This is a genomic window from Micromonospora sp. NPDC049645 (assembly GCF_040675155.1).
GTDB lineage: Bacteria > Actinomycetota > Actinomycetes > Mycobacteriales > Micromonosporaceae > Micromonospora.
This window is the reverse complement of sequence record NZ_JBFAOI010000003.1, coordinates 396,169-412,555: the sequence shown is the minus strand read 5'-3', so window position 1 is coordinate 412,555 and position 16,387 is coordinate 396,169. Positions and strand designations below refer to the sequence as shown.

Genomic DNA, 16,387 nt, shown 5'->3' with positions numbered 1-16,387 from the left:
ATCAATCACCGTCCGTGCAGTTGCTGGGAGGGCCCCCGCGGTGGACCGGTACGCCCGATGGAACGCCCTGCTCGAAATGCTGACCGACAACGGCCGGGTCAGCGTCGAGGCGGCAGCCGAGCGGCTCGACGTCTCCCAGGCCACCATCCGACGTGACTTCGACCAGCTTGCCCAACAGCAGATGATCACGAGGACCCGGGGCGGCGCGGTCGCCAACGGCGTGTCGTACGACCTGCCGCTGCGCTACAAGACGGCCAAGCACTCGGCCGAGAAGCAGCGGATCGGGGCGGCCGCCGCGGCGCTCGTCACGCCGGGCACGGTGGTCGGCCTGAACGGCGGCACCACCAGCACCGAGGTGGCGAGGGCGCTCGCCGTCCGGCCGGATCTGAACACCAGCGCCGAGGGCGCGCAGCTCACGGTGGTGACGAACGCGCTGAACATCGCCAACGAGCTGCTGGTCCGCTCGCGGATGAAGGTCGTGGTGGCCGGCGGCGTGGTGCGTCCGAAGTCGTTCGAGCTGGTCGGCCCGTTGGGTGGGGCGCTGCTTCGCGAGGTCACCCTGGACGTCGCCCTGCTCGGCGTGGACGCCATCGACCCGCAGCTCGGGGCCGCCGCGCATCACGAGGGGGAGGCGGCGATGAACAACCTGATGGTGGCCCGCGCCAAGCGCGTGGTGATCATCGCGGACTCGTCCAAACTGGGGGGTCACGCCTTCGCCCGGATCTGCCCAATCGAACGGGTGGAGACGCTGGTGACCGACTCCGGTGCCGCCCCGGAGCTGGTGGACGCGTTCCGCGTTGCCGGCGTGCAGGTCATCTGCGCCTGACCGGTCACGCTCCGTCGATGAATTAGCCCGATCGGCGCGTCGATGCATACCCGGTATTGCGCGCGTCTGCATACCGCGTATGGTGTCGGCTGTCACGCCCACCCATCGGGGGAGGTGCAGCTTGCCAGCTGTCCTGGAGATCGAAGGTCTACGTAAGACGTACAAGAGTCGTCGACGCGGCACCCGCAACGCGCTCGACGGCTTCGACATGCGGGTCGACGCGGGGCAGGTGCACGGCTTCCTGGGGCCCAACGGGTCCGGCAAGACCACCACGCTGCGTACCCTGCTCGGTCTGATCCGACCCGACGGCGGTCGGATGGCGCTGCTCGGGCACGAGGTCCCCGACGCGCTGCCCACGGTCGCCGGTCAGGTCGGCGCGATCGTGGAGAGCCCGCAGTTCTTCCCGCACTTCACGGCACGGGACACGCTGTCCCTGCTCGCGGGGGCGGGCGAGGTTCCGGCCACCCGGGTCGACGAGGTGTTGGAACTCGTCGGGCTGCGCGACCGGGCCGGCGAGCGGGTCAAGACGTACTCGTTGGGCATGAAGCAGCGGCTCGCCGTGGCCTCGGCCCTGCTGAAGAAGCCGAAGCTGCTCATCCTCGACGAGCCGGCCAACGGCCTCGACCCGGGCGGCATCCGGGAGATGCGCACGCTGATGCGCACCCTCGCCGAGTCGGGAATGACGGTGGTGCTGTCCAGCCACATCCTCGGTGAGATCCAGCTGATCTGCGACTCGGTCACCATCATCTCGCTGGGTCGGCGGGTCGCGTTCGGCCCGGTCGACGAGGTGCTCGCGCAGCACTCGTCCGGTGCGGTCCGGATCCGGCTGGAGGCGGTCAGCGACCTGCCGCTGGCCACCGAGGCGCTCACCCGGGCGGGGATCCGGGTCACCGGTCACCCCGACCACCTGATGCTGGCCGGCGTCGACAAGCCCGCCTCGGTGACCCGGCTGCTCGCCGAACAGAACCTCTACGTCAGCGAGTTGGCCCCGATCGCCGTCGATCTGGAGAGCGTCTTCCTCGAACTGACCGCCACCGCGCCGGTACCCGGCCAGAACCGGCAGGTCGACGAGTCCATGAAGGTCGGCGGGGCGGGTCAGCCCGGTCCCGCCGGGGGAGGGTGGGGCGCGTGAGCCTCTTTCGTACGGAGCTGCGCCGGCTCGGCAAGCGGCGCTTCACCCGCTACATGACGCTGCTCGGCCTGCTGGTGCTGGCCGCGGTGGTGGTCGGGGTGTTCTTCACCAACCAGAAGATCGACGCCGGTCAGCTCGCCCGGGCCGAGCGGCAGGCCGACCAGCAGTACCAGGAGCAGGTGCGCTGGAGCGAGCAGGAGCGGGCCGCGTGCGAGCAGGCCAAGGCGGCCGGCACGGCGACCGACGGCCGCTACCCGGACGACTGCTCGATGATCACGGCGCCGTCCCGGGACCAGATCGAGGCGAGGTGGTTCCTGCCCTCGACGTTCGACTTCAAGGAGACGTTCGACGAGACACTGATCCCGTTCGCGGCGATCCTCGCCCTGGTCGGGTTCGTCATCGGCGCGTCCTTCGTCGGCGCCGAGTGGAGCACCGGCGGCATGATGAACCTGCTGCTCTGGCGTCCGAAGCGGCTGACCGTACTGCTCACCAAGCTGGCCGCGCTGCTCACCGGCATCCTGGCGGTGACGCTTCCGGCCGCGGTGCTGTGGTTCGCCGGGTTCTGGGCGGTCGCCAACTTCCGGGGCAGCACCAAGGGAATGACCTCCGGGGTCTGGCAGTCCTTCATGCTGACCGGTGTCCGCGGTGTGGTGCTGGTGCTGGTGCTGACCACCATCGGCTTCGCCCTCGCCTCGCTGGGTCGGCACACCGCGATGGCCCTCGGTGGCGTGGTGGCGGTGATGGTGGTCGGCCAGTTCGGCCTGGGCATCCTGTTGTCCATGGCGAGTGTGCGGTTCGCCGAGGCATGGCTGCTGCCCACCTACGCGCTGGCCTGGATGACGAAGACGGTCACCTTGCAGGACTGGAACTCCTGCAACGCGACCTACTACGGGGAGTGCAAGCCGGCCACGATGGACATCACCTGGCAGCAGTCCTCCATCCTGCTCTCGGTCGGGGTGGTGGTGATCCTCGGAGCGGCGCTCTGGGCGATGCGTCGCCGCGACATCTCCTGACCTGACCGAAGTGACGCGGCGCGGCCGGCCCGGCCGTCGGGGTTCCCGGCGGTGCGGGTCGGCCGCGCCGCTTGCTGCGTCCCTGCTCGCCGCTGGTTAGGCTGAGCGACATGTCCGCCGACACCACCCCGGCCGCCTCCGAGCCGTCCACCGACGCTCGCCCGGGTGAGGTCGCGGGGAGCGCCGGGCCGAGCGTCCCGAGTCCCCGACCGGCGCCGCCCATCGAGACGGCCGACGAGTCGACGCCGCCCGCCGACGATTCCGCGCAGGCCACTGATCCCGCCCCCGGGCTGACCGAACGGGAGCGGGCCATCCTCGCCTTCGAACAGCAGTGGTGGCGGCACGCCGGCGCCAAGGAGCAGGCAGTCCGGGACACCTTCGGGATCTCGTCGACCCGGTACTACCAGTTGCTCAACGGTCTGCTGGACAAGCCGGCCGCCCTCGCCGCCGACCCCGTGCTGATCAGCCGACTCCGCCGGTTGCGCTCGTCGCGCGCCCGCAACCGCCGCCGCTAACCAACCCGCCCCACCCCCACCCCCGCACACCCCCTCGCTGCGGCGATCTTGCACTTCCTGTCGTCGTTTCGCGGTCTTCGGCCCGTTTTGGCGGGACACAAACTGCAAGATCGGCGGAGATGGCCGGTGGGCGCCTGGGCGCCTGGGTGCCTGGGCGTTTGGTGCCGGGTGGGTGGCCAGTCGCATGCCGCGTGACCAGGCGGGTAGGCGGGAGGCGTTCCGAGGTCGCACGCGACCTCGGCCCAGGAAGGAGCGGACTATGACGGCAACGAACCAGAGCGGCAGGGGACAGCAGGCCCGACAGGAGGCTTCGCGAGTCGGCCAGCAGGCCACACAGGCCGGGGGTCAGGTTGCCCACACCGCCGCTGAGCAGGGCGGGCAGGTGGCGGCGGAGGCGCGGCGGCAGGCCCAACAGTTGACCGGCGAGGCCACCGGACAGCTTCGGGGGCAGGCGCAGTCGCAGCAGCGGCGGGCCGCTGCGGGCCTGCGCGACCTGGGCCAGAACCTCAGTTCGATGGCCGAACGGGACGGCGATTCCGGACTGGCCGGTCAGGTGGTACGCAGGGCGGCTGACGCCGCCCAGCAGGCCGCGGGCTGGCTCGACGAGCGCGAACCCGGCGAATTGCTCGACGATGTCCGCACGTACGCGCGGCGGCACCCCGCGACGTTCCTCGCGGGCGCGGCGGTGGCCGGGCTGCTGGTGGGGCGGCTGACCCGTGGCCTGACCGCGCCGGCCTCGGGCAGCGGTCCGGGTGGCAGCGCCTCCGGTGCTCCGTCACCCGCGCAGGGCGCACCGGCGGATGCCGGTCAGCAGCCGTACGTGGGGACGGCGCGGGCGCAGAACGTCTCGGCCGCCGGTCAACCGGCGCGGGACCTGCCTGGCGGGGTGGCCCTGTGAGCGCCCCGGAGAAGGAGCGGACCCAGGCCTCGGTCGGCGAGCTGGTCGGCGATGTGACCCGGGACATGTCCACCCTGGTGCGCAAGGAGATCGAGCTGGCCAAGGCCGAGTTGCGCGAGGAGGCCAGTCAGGCCGGCAAGGCCGGCGGCATGTTCGGCGGTGCGGCGCTGGCCGGATTCCTGGCGGTGCTCTTCGTGTCGTACGCCATCTGGTGGGGGCTGTCCAACACGATGGACCAGGGGTGGGCGGCGCTGATCGTCGCGGTCCTCTGGGCCGCTGTGGCCGGTGGGCTCTTCATCAACGCCCGGACCCAGCTGAAGCGGGCACGCGCGGTTCTGCCCCGGACAAAGCAGACCGCCCGGGAGTTGCCGGACGCCATGCGAGGTCGGTGAACGAGTCGGGAGGGAACAGGTCATGTCGAGTGATCCGGATCGGATCCGGCGGGAGATCGAGACCACCCGCGACGAGTTGAGCAACGACGTCGACGCGCTGACCGACAGGGTCAGCCCGCGTCGGATCGCCGGTGATCGCGTGGGGCAGGCCCGCGGGGCGTTCACCCGAGCGAAGGAGAAGATGATGGGCAGCTCCAACCATCTGGGTCAGGAGGCCGGCCAGCGGATGTCGTACGCGGCAGGCTCGGTACGCGACGAAACCCGTTCACTCGGGCAGCACTCCCGCGAGCAGGCTCAGGGCAACCCGATGGCCGCCGGCCTGGTCGCCTTCGGCGTCGGTCTGCTGGCCGCCTCGTTGATCCCGCCGAGCGGGCGTGAGCGGCAACTCGCCGGACGAGCGCGCAGCATGGTGAGTGAACACTCCGGTGAGCTGCGCGAGCAGGCGAGTCAGGTTGGCCACCAGATGCAGGACAACTTGCGGGAGCCCGCGCAGCAGGCGGCACAGTCGGTGCGGTCCAGCGCCCAGCAGGGCGTGTCCGCGGTACGCGATCAGGGCCGTTCGGCCGCCGGTCAGGTGCAGGGAGAGACGCATGCGGCCGTCGACGACCTTCGGCAGCGCTGACCCGGTCGGCGCAGCGGGGCCGGCGCCGGTGATGCGGGTGAGTTCCGCATCCGCGCCGGCCCCGGGCCGGCCGGTCAACGAGGACCTGGTCTTCCGGTTCGGCCCGCTGGTGGGTGTCCTGGACGGCGCGACGGTGCCGGAGGGCTTCGACACCGGTTGCGTGCACGGGCCCGAGTGGTACGTCCGGCACCTGGCCGCCCGGATCGGCGTCGCCGAGGCGGTACGCCCGGCCGCCCGACTGACCAGCAATCTGGCCGCGGCCATCCTCGCGGTGCGCGCCGACCACGGCGGGCAGTGCGACCTCGACCATCCCGGTACGCCGTCCAGCACGGTCTGTCTCCTGCGCGACTGCGGCGACCAGGTGGACTACCTGGTGCTCTGCGACAGCCCACTGGTTCTCGACGCCGGTGGGCAGGTGAGCGTGGTGACCGACACCCGGCTGGACACGGCGATGGCAGAGCTGCGGGAGACCGTGGCCACCGTGCCGGGCGGCGCGGCGGACCCGGTCACCCGGTTCCGGCACGCGGTGAGCGTCCAGCGGGAGCGGATGAACCGCACCCACGGCTACTGGGTGGCGGCTGCCGACCCGGACGCGGCCTTCCACGCGGTGACCGGGACCCTGCCACGGCACGGTCCGGCGGCGGTACGCCGGGCCGCGCTGCTCAGCGACGGCGCGTCAAGCGCGGTGGAGCAGTTCGGGTTGACCGACTGGGCTGGTCTGCTGGACCTGCTGAGCGCCGATGGGCCGGGCGCGTTGATCGACCGGGTCCGGGACGCCGAGCGCGATCACTCCGATCGGCTGCGCCGGCACAAGTCCACCGACGACGCGTCGGTGGTGTTCTGCGAGTTCGGGTCGCCGTTCTGAGCGTTCGACACCCGGTCGGGTGACAACAGAGCGTGATGTGGAACACCCCGGCCGCCCGACCGGCCGGTACCGCTGTCCGGACCGCCAGTCGATCGCCAATGGGGTGGACTTCGGCCGATGAGGGCGGCAGACTGCGGCACGTGGCGGGTGCGGTCCGGCTGGAGCCGGTGGACGAGCGGAACCTGGAGCCGTTGCTCTCCGTAGCGGCTGCGGAGGCGGAGCCGGGCGATGTCATGCCTCCGGTCGAGGCTCCCGCCGGCTGGTCGCTCGCCCGCCGCGAGGCGTTCCGGGAGTTCCATCGGGCGAGCTTCGGTGGACTGGATGGCCCGACCCGTTCGCAGATGTACGCCATCCTCGTCGGTGGCGAGGTGATGGGCATGGTGCGGATGACGCGCTGTGACGAGCCCGGCACGGTGGAGACCGGGATGTGGCTCGGCCGCTCGGCCCGGGGGCAGGGGATCGGCGCCGCCGCGCTGCGGGAGCTGCTGAACGCCGCCGCGCGAGCCGGCATGCGGGCCGTGGTGGCGGAGACGACCCGGGACAACATCGGCGCGGTCGCCGTTCTCGAAAAATGCGGCGCGAAACTGCGCGACGACGACGGCAAGGTACGCGCCGAAATCTGCCTGGATTCGACTCCGCCCGCTCTCTGAGGGCGGTTTTTACATTTCGGCTCTCTGGCGTTATCCCTGCTCGTGACCGCCTGGAAGTCCGTTCTGGGCGCTTCGGTGCCGCGTTTCCGGATGCGTTCTTCCCAGCGTCGACGGACATTGTCGTAGCGGTTTCGGAGTAATGGCGACGGGTACTGCCCGCCGGGTCCGCAGATATGGGACGTCAGATCGAGGGCACGGTTCGCGCTGTTCCCGGTGGCCCTTTTCCGGCCCTCTCGGCAGACGTCCGGACCACCGGGGAGCGAGGGAGACCTGATGAAGACCGGAACACGAATCGGGCTGGCGGTGGGCTTCGGCTACCTGATCGGCCGCCGCCGCAAGCTGCGTACCGCGCTCACCCTGGCCGCGGCGGTCGCCGCCGGCCGGGCGAGCCGGGACCCGGGCGGTCTGCTGAAGCGGGGCACCGACGCGCTGCACTCGTCCCCCCAACTGAGCAACCTGGGCCGGCTCGGGGGCCCGCTAATCAACGCCGGCCGAGCAGCCGCGACCGCCGCGGCTGGCAGCGGCGTCGACGCGCTCACCGGGCGGCTGCGCGGCTCCGCCGACGCGCTGCGCCGCCGCTCCGGCAACCAGAACGGCGCGGGCAACCAGAACGGCGCGGGCAACCAGAACGGCGCGGGCAACCAGAACGACGCGGGCAACCGGCGTGGCGTGGGGAACCAGAACGCGGGCAGCGGGAACGGCGCCGACGACAACGGCCCTCGCGGCGACGGCGACCGCGGCGCGACCAACGACCGCGGCGCGACCAACGACCGCCGCGACGCGGCGGACCAGCAGCGGCGGGGGCGGTGAGCATGGCGGCGAACGACAACCCGGGAGGGCTCGGCGACAAGCTGCGCGGCCAGTTGGCCGACGAGGTACGCAACCTGGCCGGGGCGATCGGTGATCGCGCGATGAGCGTGGTGACCGAGCGGATCACCGGTGCGACCGGCCGGCTCAGCGAGTACGCGCGTCAGGGTGGCGGGCCCGGTCTGATCGCCGCCGCCACCGGGGCGCAGAAGTTGGCCGAGGGCGGCTCACCGGTGAAGGCGATGGTGCATGCCGGTGTGGCCGGCGGTAAGGAGAAGGTGATGTCGGCTCTCGGCCGGGTGGGCGGAAAGGGCGGCAAGGGCGGCAAGGGCGGCGGGAAGAACAAGGTCACCAACATCGTCGAGACGATCGAGGTCGGTGTGCCGGTACGGGCCGCGTACAACCAGTGGACGCAGTTCGGCGACTTCCCCAGCTTCATGAAGAAGGTCGAGAGCGTCGACGCCGAGTCGGACGAGAAGCTGACCTGGAAGGCGCAGGTCTTCTGGTCGCACCGGACGTGGGAGTCGACGATCGTCCGCCAGGTGCCGGACAAGCTCATCCACTGGCGGTCCAAGGGCGAGAAGGGCTCGGTCGACGGCACCGTCAGCTTCCACGAGATCACCCCGGACCTGACCCGCATCCTCGTGGTGTTGGAGTACCACCCGCAGGGCCTCTTCGAGCACACCGGCAACCTGTGGCGCGCTCAGGGCCGGCGGGTGCGGCTGGAGTTGAAGCACTTCGTCCGGCACGTGATGACCGAGGTGGCGCTCGATCCGGACCAGGTCGAGGGCTGGCGCGGCGAGATCCGCGACTCCCAGGTGGTCAAGGACCACGAGACCGGCCTGCGGGAGGAGCGGGAGCAGCGCGAGCGAGGTCGCGAGGAACGCGGCGGTGAAGCACCGGCTGGGCCCGAAGAGCAGGAGTACGCCGAGGAGGAGCCGCGTCGCCCGGGTGGGCGACTGCGTCAGCGGCCGGCCCGGCGGCCGGTCGAACCCGAGTACGACGACGAGTACGAGGCGTACGAGGACGGTTACGACGAGGGGTACGCGGACGAGCCCGACGAGGAGCCGCCGCCGCCACCCCGCCGCCGCGTACCCGAGCGGGCCCGGCGGGCCCAGCCCGGCGCGGAGCCGCAACGGCCTCGACCGCCCGTCCGACGCGGACCGGAACCGCCGCGCCGACCGGTGGTGCGCCGCCGTCGGGAGGAGGACGAATGACGCTGGTCCCCGGCGACGACGCCGTCGGCGGCGCCCTGGAACGGGTGGGTTCCGCCGGCGGGCTCGCCGACGTGGTGGAGACCGTGCTCGACAAGGGCGTGGTGATCGACGCGCAGGTGAGCATCGGCGTCGTCGGCATCCCGCTGGTGGAGATCAATGCCCGGGTGGTGGTGGCGAGCATCGAGACCTACCTGCGGTTCGCCGAGGCGGTCGACCGGCTGGACATCGCACCGGACGAGGGCGAGGGGCTGTCCGGCCTGCTCGGTGGTGTCACCGGCGCCGTCCGGGACGTCACCGGCTCGGTCGGTGGTGTCGCCGGCAGTGTGCGCGACCTCGGAAGGAGTTGAGATGGCGGACGAGACGGGATTGTTCGTCTACGGGTTGGTGCCCGCCGACGTGGAGGCGACGCCCGACGCCGCCGGGGTCGGCGACCCGCCGGGCGAGGTGACGGTGGTCCGGCACGGGGACGTCGCTGCCCTGGTCAGCCCGGTGCGGCTGGACGCGACGCTCGGCCGGTCGGCGGACCTGCGGGCGTACCAGGACCTGCTGGACGGCACGGCGGCGGTGGCGCCGGTGCTTCCGGTGCGGTTCGGCACCGTGGTCACCGGCCCGGACGCGGTGCTCGACCTGCTCCGACCGCACCACGACCGTTTCGCCGCCGCGCTCGCCGAGTTCGAGGGCAGGGTGCAGTACGTCGTGCACGGGCGCTTCGACGAGCGGGCGTTGCTGCGCGGCATCCTCGACGAGAACCCGACGGCCGCCCGGCTCGCCGAGCAGGTACGCGGTCGGCCTGAGGCGGCCAGCCGTGAACCACGCATCCGGCTCGGCGAGATCATCAGCCAGGCGGTGGAGCTGCGCCGCGAGGCGGAGAACCGGCGGATGCTCGACGCCACTGCCGAGTTCGTGGTCTCCGCCCAACTGCGCCCGCCCAGCCACGAGATGGATGCGACCCATGCGGCCCTGCTGGTGGAGAGCGACCGCGAGGACGCCCTGGTGGACGCGCTGGAGGCGTACGCGCAGGATCGCCGGGGACTGCTGCGGTTGCGGCTGCTCGGACCGCTGGCCCCGTACGACTTCGTCGGCGCCCACCAGTTGGCGGGCTGACCGGTGGACCTGCTCTGGGCGCTGCTGACCCTGCCGTACGCGCCGGTACGCGGGCTGACCGCGGTGGTCGGGGTGGTCGCCCGCGAAGCCGAGTCGCGCCAGCGCAACCCGGTCAACGTCCGGCGCGAGCTGGAGGCGTTGGACGCCGCGGTGGCGGCGGGTGAGCTGAGCGCCGAGGAGCGCGACCGGGCCGAGCAGCGGGTGCTGGACCGGCTGACCGGGGACCGCAGCGGCGAGCGGCTTCGGCCGGGCCAGACCGGCGAGCGGCTTCGGCCGGGCCAGACCGGCGAGCGGCTTCGGCCGGGCCAGACCGGCGAGCGGCCTCGGCCGGGCCAGACCGGCGAGCGGCCTCGGCCGGGCCGGCGCGGGACGGCGGCCTCGCCCGGCCCGGCGCGGCGCGGCACGCGAGGGAGGAGTGCGCCATGACCGACGACGCCCGGACGCGACGGCGTGACCCGGCCGCCCAGGGTTACCCGGACGACGAGTACGTGGAGCCGGTGTCGGCGGCCGAGGCGGCGCGGGCCGCGCTGCGGCACCTGGTCGAGCTGACCGGCCGCGAACCGTCCGTCACCACCTCCCTGGAGGCCACCGAGGACGGCTGGCTCGTCGGGGTGGAGGTCGTGGAGGCGCACCGGATCCCCAACTCGACCGACCTGCTCGGTCTGTACGAGGTGGAGTTGGACATCGAGGGGAGCCTGCTCGGCTATCGCCGGGTGCGGCGCTACCAGCGTGGGAAGGGTGAGGTGGGCTGAGATGACCGCTGCGCAGCCGCCGGTGGTGCAGAACTCCGGCCAGGTCCTGCCCGCCGGCCACGAGCCCGCCAATCTGGGCGACATCCTCGAACGGGTGCTCGACCGGGGCATCGTCATCGCCGGCGACATCCGGGTCAGCCTGCTCGACATCGAACTGCTGACGCTGAAGCTGCGGCTGGTCATCGCGTCGGTCGACACCGCACGCCAGATCGGCATCGACTGGTGGGAGCACGACCCGTGGCTCAGCTCGCGTGCTCGTCCCCCGGTGGAGCCGGGGCCGCGTGACCCGGAGGAGGTCGACGCGCAGCGGCGGCCCCGACTGGAGGCCCGGGCGCGACGTCGCGACGCCGAACTGGAGGAGTGGGATGGTTGACGTGGCGACCGACCTGCCCGCCGCGACCACCGGCGCGTGGCTGCACGGCGTGGTGCGCGACGCCGACCCTGCGACGCTGGCGACGCTGGCGACGATCGCCGGCATCGACGGCGGTCCGGTCCGCGCGGTGTCCGCCGCCGGACTTGTCGCCGTGGTCAGCACCGCGCCGTTGGACGAGTACGGCGAGGAGCCACTACGCCGCAACCTGGAGGACCTGGTCTGGCTGGAGCGGGTGGCCAGAGCGCACCACGCGGTGGTCGAGGCGCTGGCGCGACGTGGGCCGGTGGTGCCGGCCCGGCTCGCCACCGTGCACACGGACGACGGGCGGGTGGCCGGCACTCTCGCCGCCCGCCGTGCCGAACTCGTCGCCGCTCTGGACCGGCTGACCGGGCGCGGCGAGTGGGGCGTCAAGGGCTTCCTGGTGCCGGGCGCGGCCACGGTCACCGCCGGGACGGCCGCGGCCGGTGGGGTGGGGACGGCGTACCTGCGGCGGCGACGTGCCCAGTTGACGGCCCGGGAGGAACGTCAGCAGTTGGCGAGTGCCGCTGCGGATGCGGTGCACAGCGCCCTGTGCGAGCTGGCCGTGGTGGGCCGTCGGCACGCGCCGCAGGACCGGCGACTGTCCGGGGTGCCCGCCCCGATGGTGCTCAACGGGGCGTACCTGGTCGACGTCGCCGCGCTGCCCCGCTTCAAGGAGCTGGTCGGCTCGTTGGGCCGTCGGCATCCGGGACTGGAGCTGGAGCTGACCGGGCCGTGGCCGGCGTACTCCTTCGTCGCGGACCGACCCGAGCCCGCGCTCACCGTGGGGCGTCCGGGGTGACCACCGCGCTCGCGCCGAGCAGCGCCGACGACCCGCTCGGGTACCGGCCGGTCGCCCTGGTGGACCTCCTCGACCGGGTCCTCGCCACCGGCGTGGTGATCAGCGGGGACATCACCCTGGCCATCGCCGACGTGGACCTGGTCCGGATCTCGCTGCGGGCGCTTGTCGCGTCGGTCGGCGCGCTGACCCAGCCGGAGGACGGTGGATGACCGGGCGGGACGAGGCGACGGAGTTGGCCGCCGCGCTGGGCTCGGAGTCGTGGCAGCCACCCCGGGTGACTCCGCTGGACCGCCGGATCGCCGTGGACCGGGACTCGGTCGAGCGTGGGCTGGCGAGCCTGGTCCTCACCGTCGTCGAGTTGCTGCGGCAGCTGATGGAGCGGCAGGCCCTACGCCGGGTGGACCTCGGTGACCTCACCGAGGAGCAGGTCGAGCGCATCGGGGTGACGCTGATGGCCCTGGAGGAGCAGATGGTCGGGCTGCGCGAACACTTCGGACTGGCCCCGGAGGACCTGAACCTGGACCTCGGGCCGCTCGGCCCGCTCCTGCCCACGGACTGACCCCGAGCCGGCCGGCGGCAACCCGGAAGGGCCGCCGCCGGCCGCCCGTATCAGGCCGGGACCCGGACGATGTCGTAGTCGGTGCTCGGCGTCGACTCCACGTCGAACCGGCCGTTGACCATGTACAACGCCGAGCCGAACAGGTCACCGGTGGCCGGTGACCGCAACAGCGGGCTGGTGATCTCGCGCTGCACCACTCCGGCGGTGTATCCGGCGTTCAGCCGGACCACCGCGACGACGTTGGTCAGGTTCCGGATCACGTGCAGGGTGCGCCCGCGCAGCACCAACCCGTCGGCCCGCTCCACCGAGTAACCGCCGAGGTCGAGGACGCGGCTGCCGCCGGTACGCGGGTCGACGCGCACGAGCTGACCGGTCAGCATCTGCGCGACCAGCAGATCGCCGTCCGGCAGCGCCACGATCCCGTTGTTGAACGCGTCCGCCGTCGCGCCCGGACCGCTGAGTGGCAGCACCCGGAAGGCGGTGGGGGTCGGCAGCCGACCACCCGGGCCCAGCGGCACCACGTACAGCACCGGCTGGGTGGAGTCGGTGAAGTAGACCGCCCGTTCGGTGATCACCAGGTCGTTGACCAGGCTGCTCGGCTCGCTGGTGAACTGGTAGTGGGCCAGTCGGGCGCCGGTGCGTGCGTCGTACACGCTGGCCCCACCGCCGGAGAAGTCGGCGGTCCAGAGCCGGCCCCGCGGGTCGATCTTGATGCCCGCCTTGGCGGTGCCCGGTGTGCCGGGAATCAGCACCGAGCCGCGCCCGGTGCGTAAGTCACCCCGCCACACGGCACCGTCCAGGACGGAGCCCACGTAGACGGTGGTGCCCCGACCGATCGTCAACCCTTCCGGGGTGAACCCGTTCGGCAACGCGATCCGAGAGGGAAACGACTTCGTCGGATGAGCAGTCGCCGGTGCGCCGACCGAGACCAGGGTGGCCGCCGCCACCAGGGGGACGAGGAGAAGAGAGAGCCGCTTGCGCAAGGAACACCACCTGACGTCGCAGTGGATGACTCCACTGAGGAATGTGACGTACTAGGAACGTCCTGGGCGCGGCGAAAGGTTGGTCTGGCTTGATCACTCCCGGTTGGCGGCGTACGCGGCCAGCCACGCCACCTGCGCCGGGTCCAGCGACGGGCGTACCCGGGCCCGCGCGGTCGCCACATGCGCGGCGGTGACCGTGGCCGCGGCGAGCGACTCCCGCATCGCGGCCAGCGCCGCCTCCCGGACCAGCGCCGCGCAGTCGGCGGCGGAGAAGCCGGTCAGCTCGTCGCCGAGGGTGGGCAGGTCGACGTCCGGTGCCAACGGCACCGGCCGGGACGCCGCCCGCAGGATCTCCGCGCGGGCCGGCCCGTCCGGCGGCGGCACGTAGACCAGCCGCTCCAACCGGCCCGGCCGCAGCAGCGCCGGGTCGACCAGGTCCGGTCGGTTCGTCGCGCCGACCACCACCACGTTGCGCAGCGTCTCCACCCCGTCCAACTCGGTGAGCAGGGCGGCGACCACCCGGTCCGTGGTGCCACCGTCGGTGGCCTGGCCGCGCACCGGTGCCAGCGCGTCCACCTCGTCCAGGAAGATCAGCGTGGGGGCCGCCTCCCGGGCCCGCCGGAACAGCTCCCGGACGGCGCGTTCGCTCTCACCGACCCACTTGGAGAGCAGTTCCGCGCCCTTGACCGACAGCACGTTGGCCCGCCCCGAGCCGGCCAGCGCGGTGACCAGGTACGTCTTGCCGCAGCCCGGCGGCCCGTAGAGCAGCACGCCGCGCGGCGGTTGCACCCCGAGCCGGGCGAAGGTGTCCGGGTAGGTCAACGGCCACAGCACCGACTCGGTCAACGTCTGCTTGACGTCGTCCAGGCCACCCACGTCGTCCAGGGTCACCGAGGCCAGATCCAGGGTGGACGCCGCCATCGTGGTCGGCCGGACCACCTCCCGGGCGGCGGTGAAGTCGGCCATCGACACCGTCGGCGTCTCGGCGGACTTCTGCCGCAGCGCCGCGCGTACCCCGGCCTCCCGAACCAGCGCGGCCAGGTCCGCCGCGACGAACCCGGGGGTACGCGCGGCGATCTCGTCCAGTCGGACGTCGTCGGCCAACGGCACCTGCCGGGTCAGCACGGTGAGCTGCTCGCGGCGCAGCGCCTGATCCGGCAGTGGGACGCTGATCCGCAGCGACAGCAGGTCCGGCGCCCGCAGGGCGGGGTCGACCGCCTCCGGACGCCCGGTGGTGCAGACCACGGCGACGCCGGCGCGAATGGTCTCCGCGAGCACCTGGCGGAACACCGTCGCCACCGGACCGGGCGCCTCCGCCGGTGCGAGCGCCTCCACGTCGGTGACCAGCAGCACCGCCGGTCCGCCGGCTCGGGCGGCCCTCGCCGCGACGCGCATCCGCTCGGCGGCGGCCTGATCGGCCAGCGCGGCCACCTCGGGTGCCCAGAGCGGGTGCACGCGGGCACCGACCCGGGCGGCCACCGCGCGGACCAGCGCCGACTTCCCGGATCCCGCCGGGCCGACGAGCAGAACGCCCAACGAGATGGTGGTGCCCAGCCGGCCCAACACCTCCCGGTGGTGAAAGCCGAGGTCGAGCAGCTCGGTCAGCTCCTCGGCCTGGGTCCGCAGCCCGGGCAGCTCGTCCACGTCGGGCGCGTCGTCCGCCGGGGCCGCCTCGGCGGTGGCGTGCGGCCGGGGCGGTGCGGTGTCGACCGGAACGGGCTCGCCGTGGGTGGTCGCGCCGTGCTCCCACCCGATCACCGTGTTCATGGTGACCAACGCGCCGGCCGCCGGCTCGACGGTGACCACGGTGAGCAGGGTGCTCGTCCAGGCGAACCCGACGGTGTTGGCCAGGCTGCGCCGCGCCGCCTCCACCAGGCTGCGGACCGACGCGTCCGGCAGCACGTCCTGCGGCAGCAGCGACACGTCGTCGCCGGCCGTGAGGACCTTGCCCAACAGGGCGAGTCGGAGCATCTCCGGGCTGACCGCCGCGACGACCCCCACCGGCCCGGCCAGGACGACCCGGCCCGCCGGGACCAACGGCACCGGGCTCACCCGCACCTGACCGCCGTCGCGCAGACCCAGGTTGCCCAGGGTCAGGTCGTCGGCGTACAGCAGGGCGGTGCTCGCGCCCGGCGCGGCCGCCGCCGCGATCCCGGCCGTCTCCCGGCGGCCGGCGAGCCGGACCGGGTCGCCGGGGCGCAGCCCCAGTGCGGTCAGCGCCTCCGGGTGCAGCCGCACGATGCCCCGTCGGGCGTCGAGCGCGGCCGGCCGCAGGCTCGCCGTCAGGGTCAGGTCGGGTTGCGCCACCGCCCGACCGTAGCCGCCGGCAGCCAACCCCGCCGGTCAGCGCCGCGGATCCAACTCGTCCAACAACGTCGGGTCGCGCCGGATCAGCTCGGCCAGCCGGGCCGCCGGGTCCGGGGTCAGCCCGTCCGGGCCGGGCGCCCAGGCGGGAACCGTCCGCCCGGAGAGCGGCCAGGACGGTGGGGGTTCCAGCGGCGCCGGCGGGGGAACCGGTCCGACCGTGACGCCGGGCCCGTCCCAGGAGACCCGCATCGGGTACGTCCGCCCGGCGTGCTCCACCTGCACGGTCACCGCCAGCCCGGGGTGGGCCCCGACGACCTGGCGGACCGCCTCGGCCACCTCCTCGACCGGTCCCCAGCCGGGCACGTCATCGGGGGTCTCCACACCGGCGTGCCGCGGGTCGTGCCGGCCCGTTCGGGCGTTGCGGGCGCCGAGCCCGGGTGGGCTCGACGGTACGGCGGTGTCGTCACGTTCGGTGGCCCGACGGCGTGACGCCTCCTCACGTCGGGCCAGCCGGGCCAGCGTCTCGTCCAGGTCGCCCCTCACCAGATCACC

Annotated in this window: 21 protein-coding genes and 1 pseudogene; 19 read left to right on the top strand and 3 right to left on the bottom strand. The window is 73.0% G+C overall.

What is annotated here, in order from left to right; all coding sequences use genetic code 11:
* Window positions 1-40: 40 nt before the first annotated feature.
* From AB0J33_RS10490 to AB0J33_RS10400, 19 genes and pseudogenes are all read left to right on the top strand, one after another.
* Window positions 41-826 (top strand): DeoR/GlpR family DNA-binding transcription regulator, encoded by a 786-nt coding sequence (locus AB0J33_RS10490; RefSeq protein ID WP_363612001.1) that lies wholly within the window; start codon window positions 41-43, stop codon window positions 824-826.
* 121 nt (window positions 827-947) lie between these two features.
* The gene (locus AB0J33_RS10485) at window positions 948-1,958 is read left to right on the top strand and encodes an ATP-binding cassette domain-containing protein (RefSeq protein ID WP_363611999.1); all 1,011 of its coding nucleotides are present in this window, start codon (window positions 948-950) and stop codon (window positions 1,956-1,958) included.
* Window positions 1,955-2,971, top strand: coding sequence for an ABC transporter permease subunit (locus tag AB0J33_RS10480; RefSeq protein WP_363611997.1), 1,017 nt, complete (start codon window positions 1,955-1,957; stop codon window positions 2,969-2,971). Before AB0J33_RS10485 ends, AB0J33_RS10480 begins: the two co-directional genes overlap by 4 nt.
* A gap of 110 nt (window positions 2,972-3,081) precedes the next feature.
* Window positions 3,082-3,486 carry a DUF3263 domain-containing protein gene (locus AB0J33_RS10475; RefSeq protein WP_363611995.1) on the top strand — a complete coding sequence of 135 codons (405 nt, stop codon included), beginning with the start codon at window positions 3,082-3,084 and terminating at the stop codon, window positions 3,484-3,486.
* Between the two features lie 259 nt (window positions 3,487-3,745).
* Window positions 3,746-4,384 carry a hypothetical protein gene (locus tag AB0J33_RS10470; RefSeq protein ID WP_363611993.1) on the top strand — a complete coding sequence of 213 codons (639 nt, stop codon included), beginning with the start codon at window positions 3,746-3,748 and terminating at the stop codon, window positions 4,382-4,384.
* On the top strand, window positions 4,381-4,776 hold the full coding sequence (locus tag AB0J33_RS10465) for a phage holin family protein (protein ID WP_363611991.1): 396 nt from the start codon (window positions 4,381-4,383) through the stop codon (window positions 4,774-4,776). Before AB0J33_RS10470 ends, AB0J33_RS10465 begins: the two co-directional genes overlap by 4 nt.
* 22 nt (window positions 4,777-4,798) lie before the next feature.
* Window positions 4,799-5,398, top strand: coding sequence for a DUF3618 domain-containing protein (locus AB0J33_RS10460; RefSeq protein ID WP_363611989.1), 600 nt, complete (start codon window positions 4,799-4,801; stop codon window positions 5,396-5,398).
* 31 nt (window positions 5,399-5,429) lie between these two features.
* On the top strand, window positions 5,430-6,263 hold the full coding sequence (locus AB0J33_RS10455) for a hypothetical protein (RefSeq protein WP_363612382.1): 834 nt from the start codon (window positions 5,430-5,432) through the stop codon (window positions 6,261-6,263).
* Between the two features lie 140 nt (window positions 6,264-6,403).
* The gene (locus AB0J33_RS10450) at window positions 6,404-6,913 is read left to right on the top strand and encodes a GNAT family N-acetyltransferase (RefSeq protein WP_363611987.1); all 510 of its coding nucleotides are present in this window, start codon (window positions 6,404-6,406) and stop codon (window positions 6,911-6,913) included.
* A gap of 273 nt (window positions 6,914-7,186) precedes the next feature.
* A complete protein-coding gene (locus AB0J33_RS10445; RefSeq protein WP_363611985.1) occupies window positions 7,187-7,723 on the top strand; it encodes a hypothetical protein in 537 nt (178 codons plus the stop codon).
* A gap of 2 nt (window positions 7,724-7,725) precedes the next feature.
* Window positions 7,726-8,937, top strand: coding sequence for an SRPBCC family protein (locus tag AB0J33_RS10440; protein WP_363611983.1), 1,212 nt, complete (start codon window positions 7,726-7,728; stop codon window positions 8,935-8,937).
* A pseudogene (gene gvpJ / locus AB0J33_RS10435) lies at window positions 8,934-9,149 on the top strand (gas vesicle protein GvpJ); the annotation flags it as partial. The gene AB0J33_RS10440 and the pseudogene gvpJ, both read left to right, overlap by 4 nt.
* A gap of 136 nt (window positions 9,150-9,285) precedes the next feature.
* Entirely contained in the window at window positions 9,286-10,041 is a 756-nt protein-coding gene (locus tag AB0J33_RS10430) for a GvpL/GvpF family gas vesicle protein (RefSeq protein ID WP_363611981.1), read from the top strand.
* A gap of 3 nt (window positions 10,042-10,044) precedes the next feature.
* Window positions 10,045-10,467: a gas vesicle protein GvpG gene (locus AB0J33_RS10425; RefSeq protein WP_363611979.1), complete on the top strand. Its 423-nt coding sequence runs from the start codon at window positions 10,045-10,047 to the stop codon at window positions 10,465-10,467.
* The gene (gene gvpO, locus AB0J33_RS10420) at window positions 10,464-10,793 is read left to right on the top strand and encodes a gas vesicle protein GvpO (protein WP_363611977.1); all 330 of its coding nucleotides are present in this window, start codon (window positions 10,464-10,466) and stop codon (window positions 10,791-10,793) included. Before AB0J33_RS10425 ends, gvpO begins: the two co-directional genes overlap by 4 nt.
* 1 nt (window position 10,794) lies before the next feature.
* On the top strand, window positions 10,795-11,166 hold the full coding sequence (locus AB0J33_RS10415) for a gas vesicle protein (RefSeq protein WP_363611975.1): 372 nt from the start codon (window positions 10,795-10,797) through the stop codon (window positions 11,164-11,166).
* Complete coding sequence (locus tag AB0J33_RS10410; protein WP_363611973.1) at window positions 11,159-11,986, top strand: GvpL/GvpF family gas vesicle protein; 828 nt, start codon at window positions 11,159-11,161, stop codon at window positions 11,984-11,986. Before AB0J33_RS10415 ends, AB0J33_RS10410 begins: the two co-directional genes overlap by 8 nt.
* The gene (locus tag AB0J33_RS10405; protein ID WP_363611971.1) at window positions 11,983-12,195 is read left to right on the top strand and encodes a gas vesicle protein; all 213 of its coding nucleotides are present in this window, start codon (window positions 11,983-11,985) and stop codon (window positions 12,193-12,195) included. Before AB0J33_RS10410 ends, AB0J33_RS10405 begins: the two co-directional genes overlap by 4 nt.
* Entirely contained in the window at window positions 12,192-12,545 is a 354-nt protein-coding gene (locus tag AB0J33_RS10400) for a gas vesicle protein K (protein ID WP_363611969.1), read from the top strand. The genes AB0J33_RS10405 and AB0J33_RS10400 overlap by 4 nt, the downstream gene beginning before the upstream one ends.
* A gap of 50 nt (window positions 12,546-12,595) precedes the next feature.
* Here AB0J33_RS10400 and AB0J33_RS10395 read toward each other — a convergent pair whose 3' ends face one another.
* From AB0J33_RS10395 to AB0J33_RS10385, 3 genes are all read right to left on the bottom strand, one after another.
* Complete coding sequence (locus tag AB0J33_RS10395; protein ID WP_363611967.1) at window positions 12,596-13,528, bottom strand: superoxide dismutase; 933 nt, start codon at window positions 13,526-13,528, stop codon at window positions 12,596-12,598.
* A 93-nt stretch (window positions 13,529-13,621) separates the two neighbouring features.
* On the bottom strand, window positions 13,622-15,835 hold the full coding sequence (locus AB0J33_RS10390) for an AAA family ATPase (RefSeq protein ID WP_363611965.1): 2,214 nt from the start codon (window positions 15,833-15,835) through the stop codon (window positions 13,622-13,624).
* A gap of 36 nt (window positions 15,836-15,871) precedes the next feature.
* Window positions 15,872-16,378: a hypothetical protein gene (locus AB0J33_RS10385; protein ID WP_363611963.1), complete on the bottom strand. Its 507-nt coding sequence runs from the start codon at window positions 16,376-16,378 to the stop codon at window positions 15,872-15,874.
* Window positions 16,379-16,387: the final 9 nt, after the last annotated feature.

What these genes read in the sequence shown, in the direction of transcription:
- AB0J33_RS10475 (WP_363611995.1), top strand. Translation starts at nt 3,082, where the DNA reads ATGTCCGCCGACACCACCCCGGCCGCCTCCGAGCCGTCCACCGACGCT.
- AB0J33_RS10470 (WP_363611993.1), top strand. Translation starts at nt 3,746, where the DNA reads ATGACGGCAACGAACCAGAGCGGCAGGGGACAGCAGGCCCGACAGGAG.
- AB0J33_RS10460 (WP_363611989.1), top strand. Translation starts at nt 4,799, where the DNA reads ATGTCGAGTGATCCGGATCGGATCCGGCGGGAGATCGAGACCACCCGC.
- AB0J33_RS10455 (WP_363612382.1), top strand. Translation starts at nt 5,430, where the DNA reads ATGCGGGTGAGTTCCGCATCCGCGCCGGCCCCGGGCCGGCCGGTCAAC.
- AB0J33_RS10445 (WP_363611985.1), top strand. Translation starts at nt 7,187, where the DNA reads ATGAAGACCGGAACACGAATCGGGCTGGCGGTGGGCTTCGGCTACCTG.
- AB0J33_RS10440 (WP_363611983.1), top strand. Translation starts at nt 7,726, where the DNA reads ATGGCGGCGAACGACAACCCGGGAGGGCTCGGCGACAAGCTGCGCGGC.
- AB0J33_RS10430 (WP_363611981.1), top strand. Translation starts at nt 9,286, where the DNA reads ATGGCGGACGAGACGGGATTGTTCGTCTACGGGTTGGTGCCCGCCGAC.
- gvpO (WP_363611977.1), top strand. Translation starts at nt 10,464, where the DNA reads ATGACCGACGACGCCCGGACGCGACGGCGTGACCCGGCCGCCCAGGGT.
- AB0J33_RS10415 (WP_363611975.1), top strand. Translation starts at nt 10,795, where the DNA reads ATGACCGCTGCGCAGCCGCCGGTGGTGCAGAACTCCGGCCAGGTCCTG.
- AB0J33_RS10410 (WP_363611973.1), top strand. Translation starts at nt 11,159, where the DNA reads ATGGTTGACGTGGCGACCGACCTGCCCGCCGCGACCACCGGCGCGTGG.
- AB0J33_RS10400 (WP_363611969.1), top strand. Translation starts at nt 12,192, where the DNA reads ATGACCGGGCGGGACGAGGCGACGGAGTTGGCCGCCGCGCTGGGCTCG.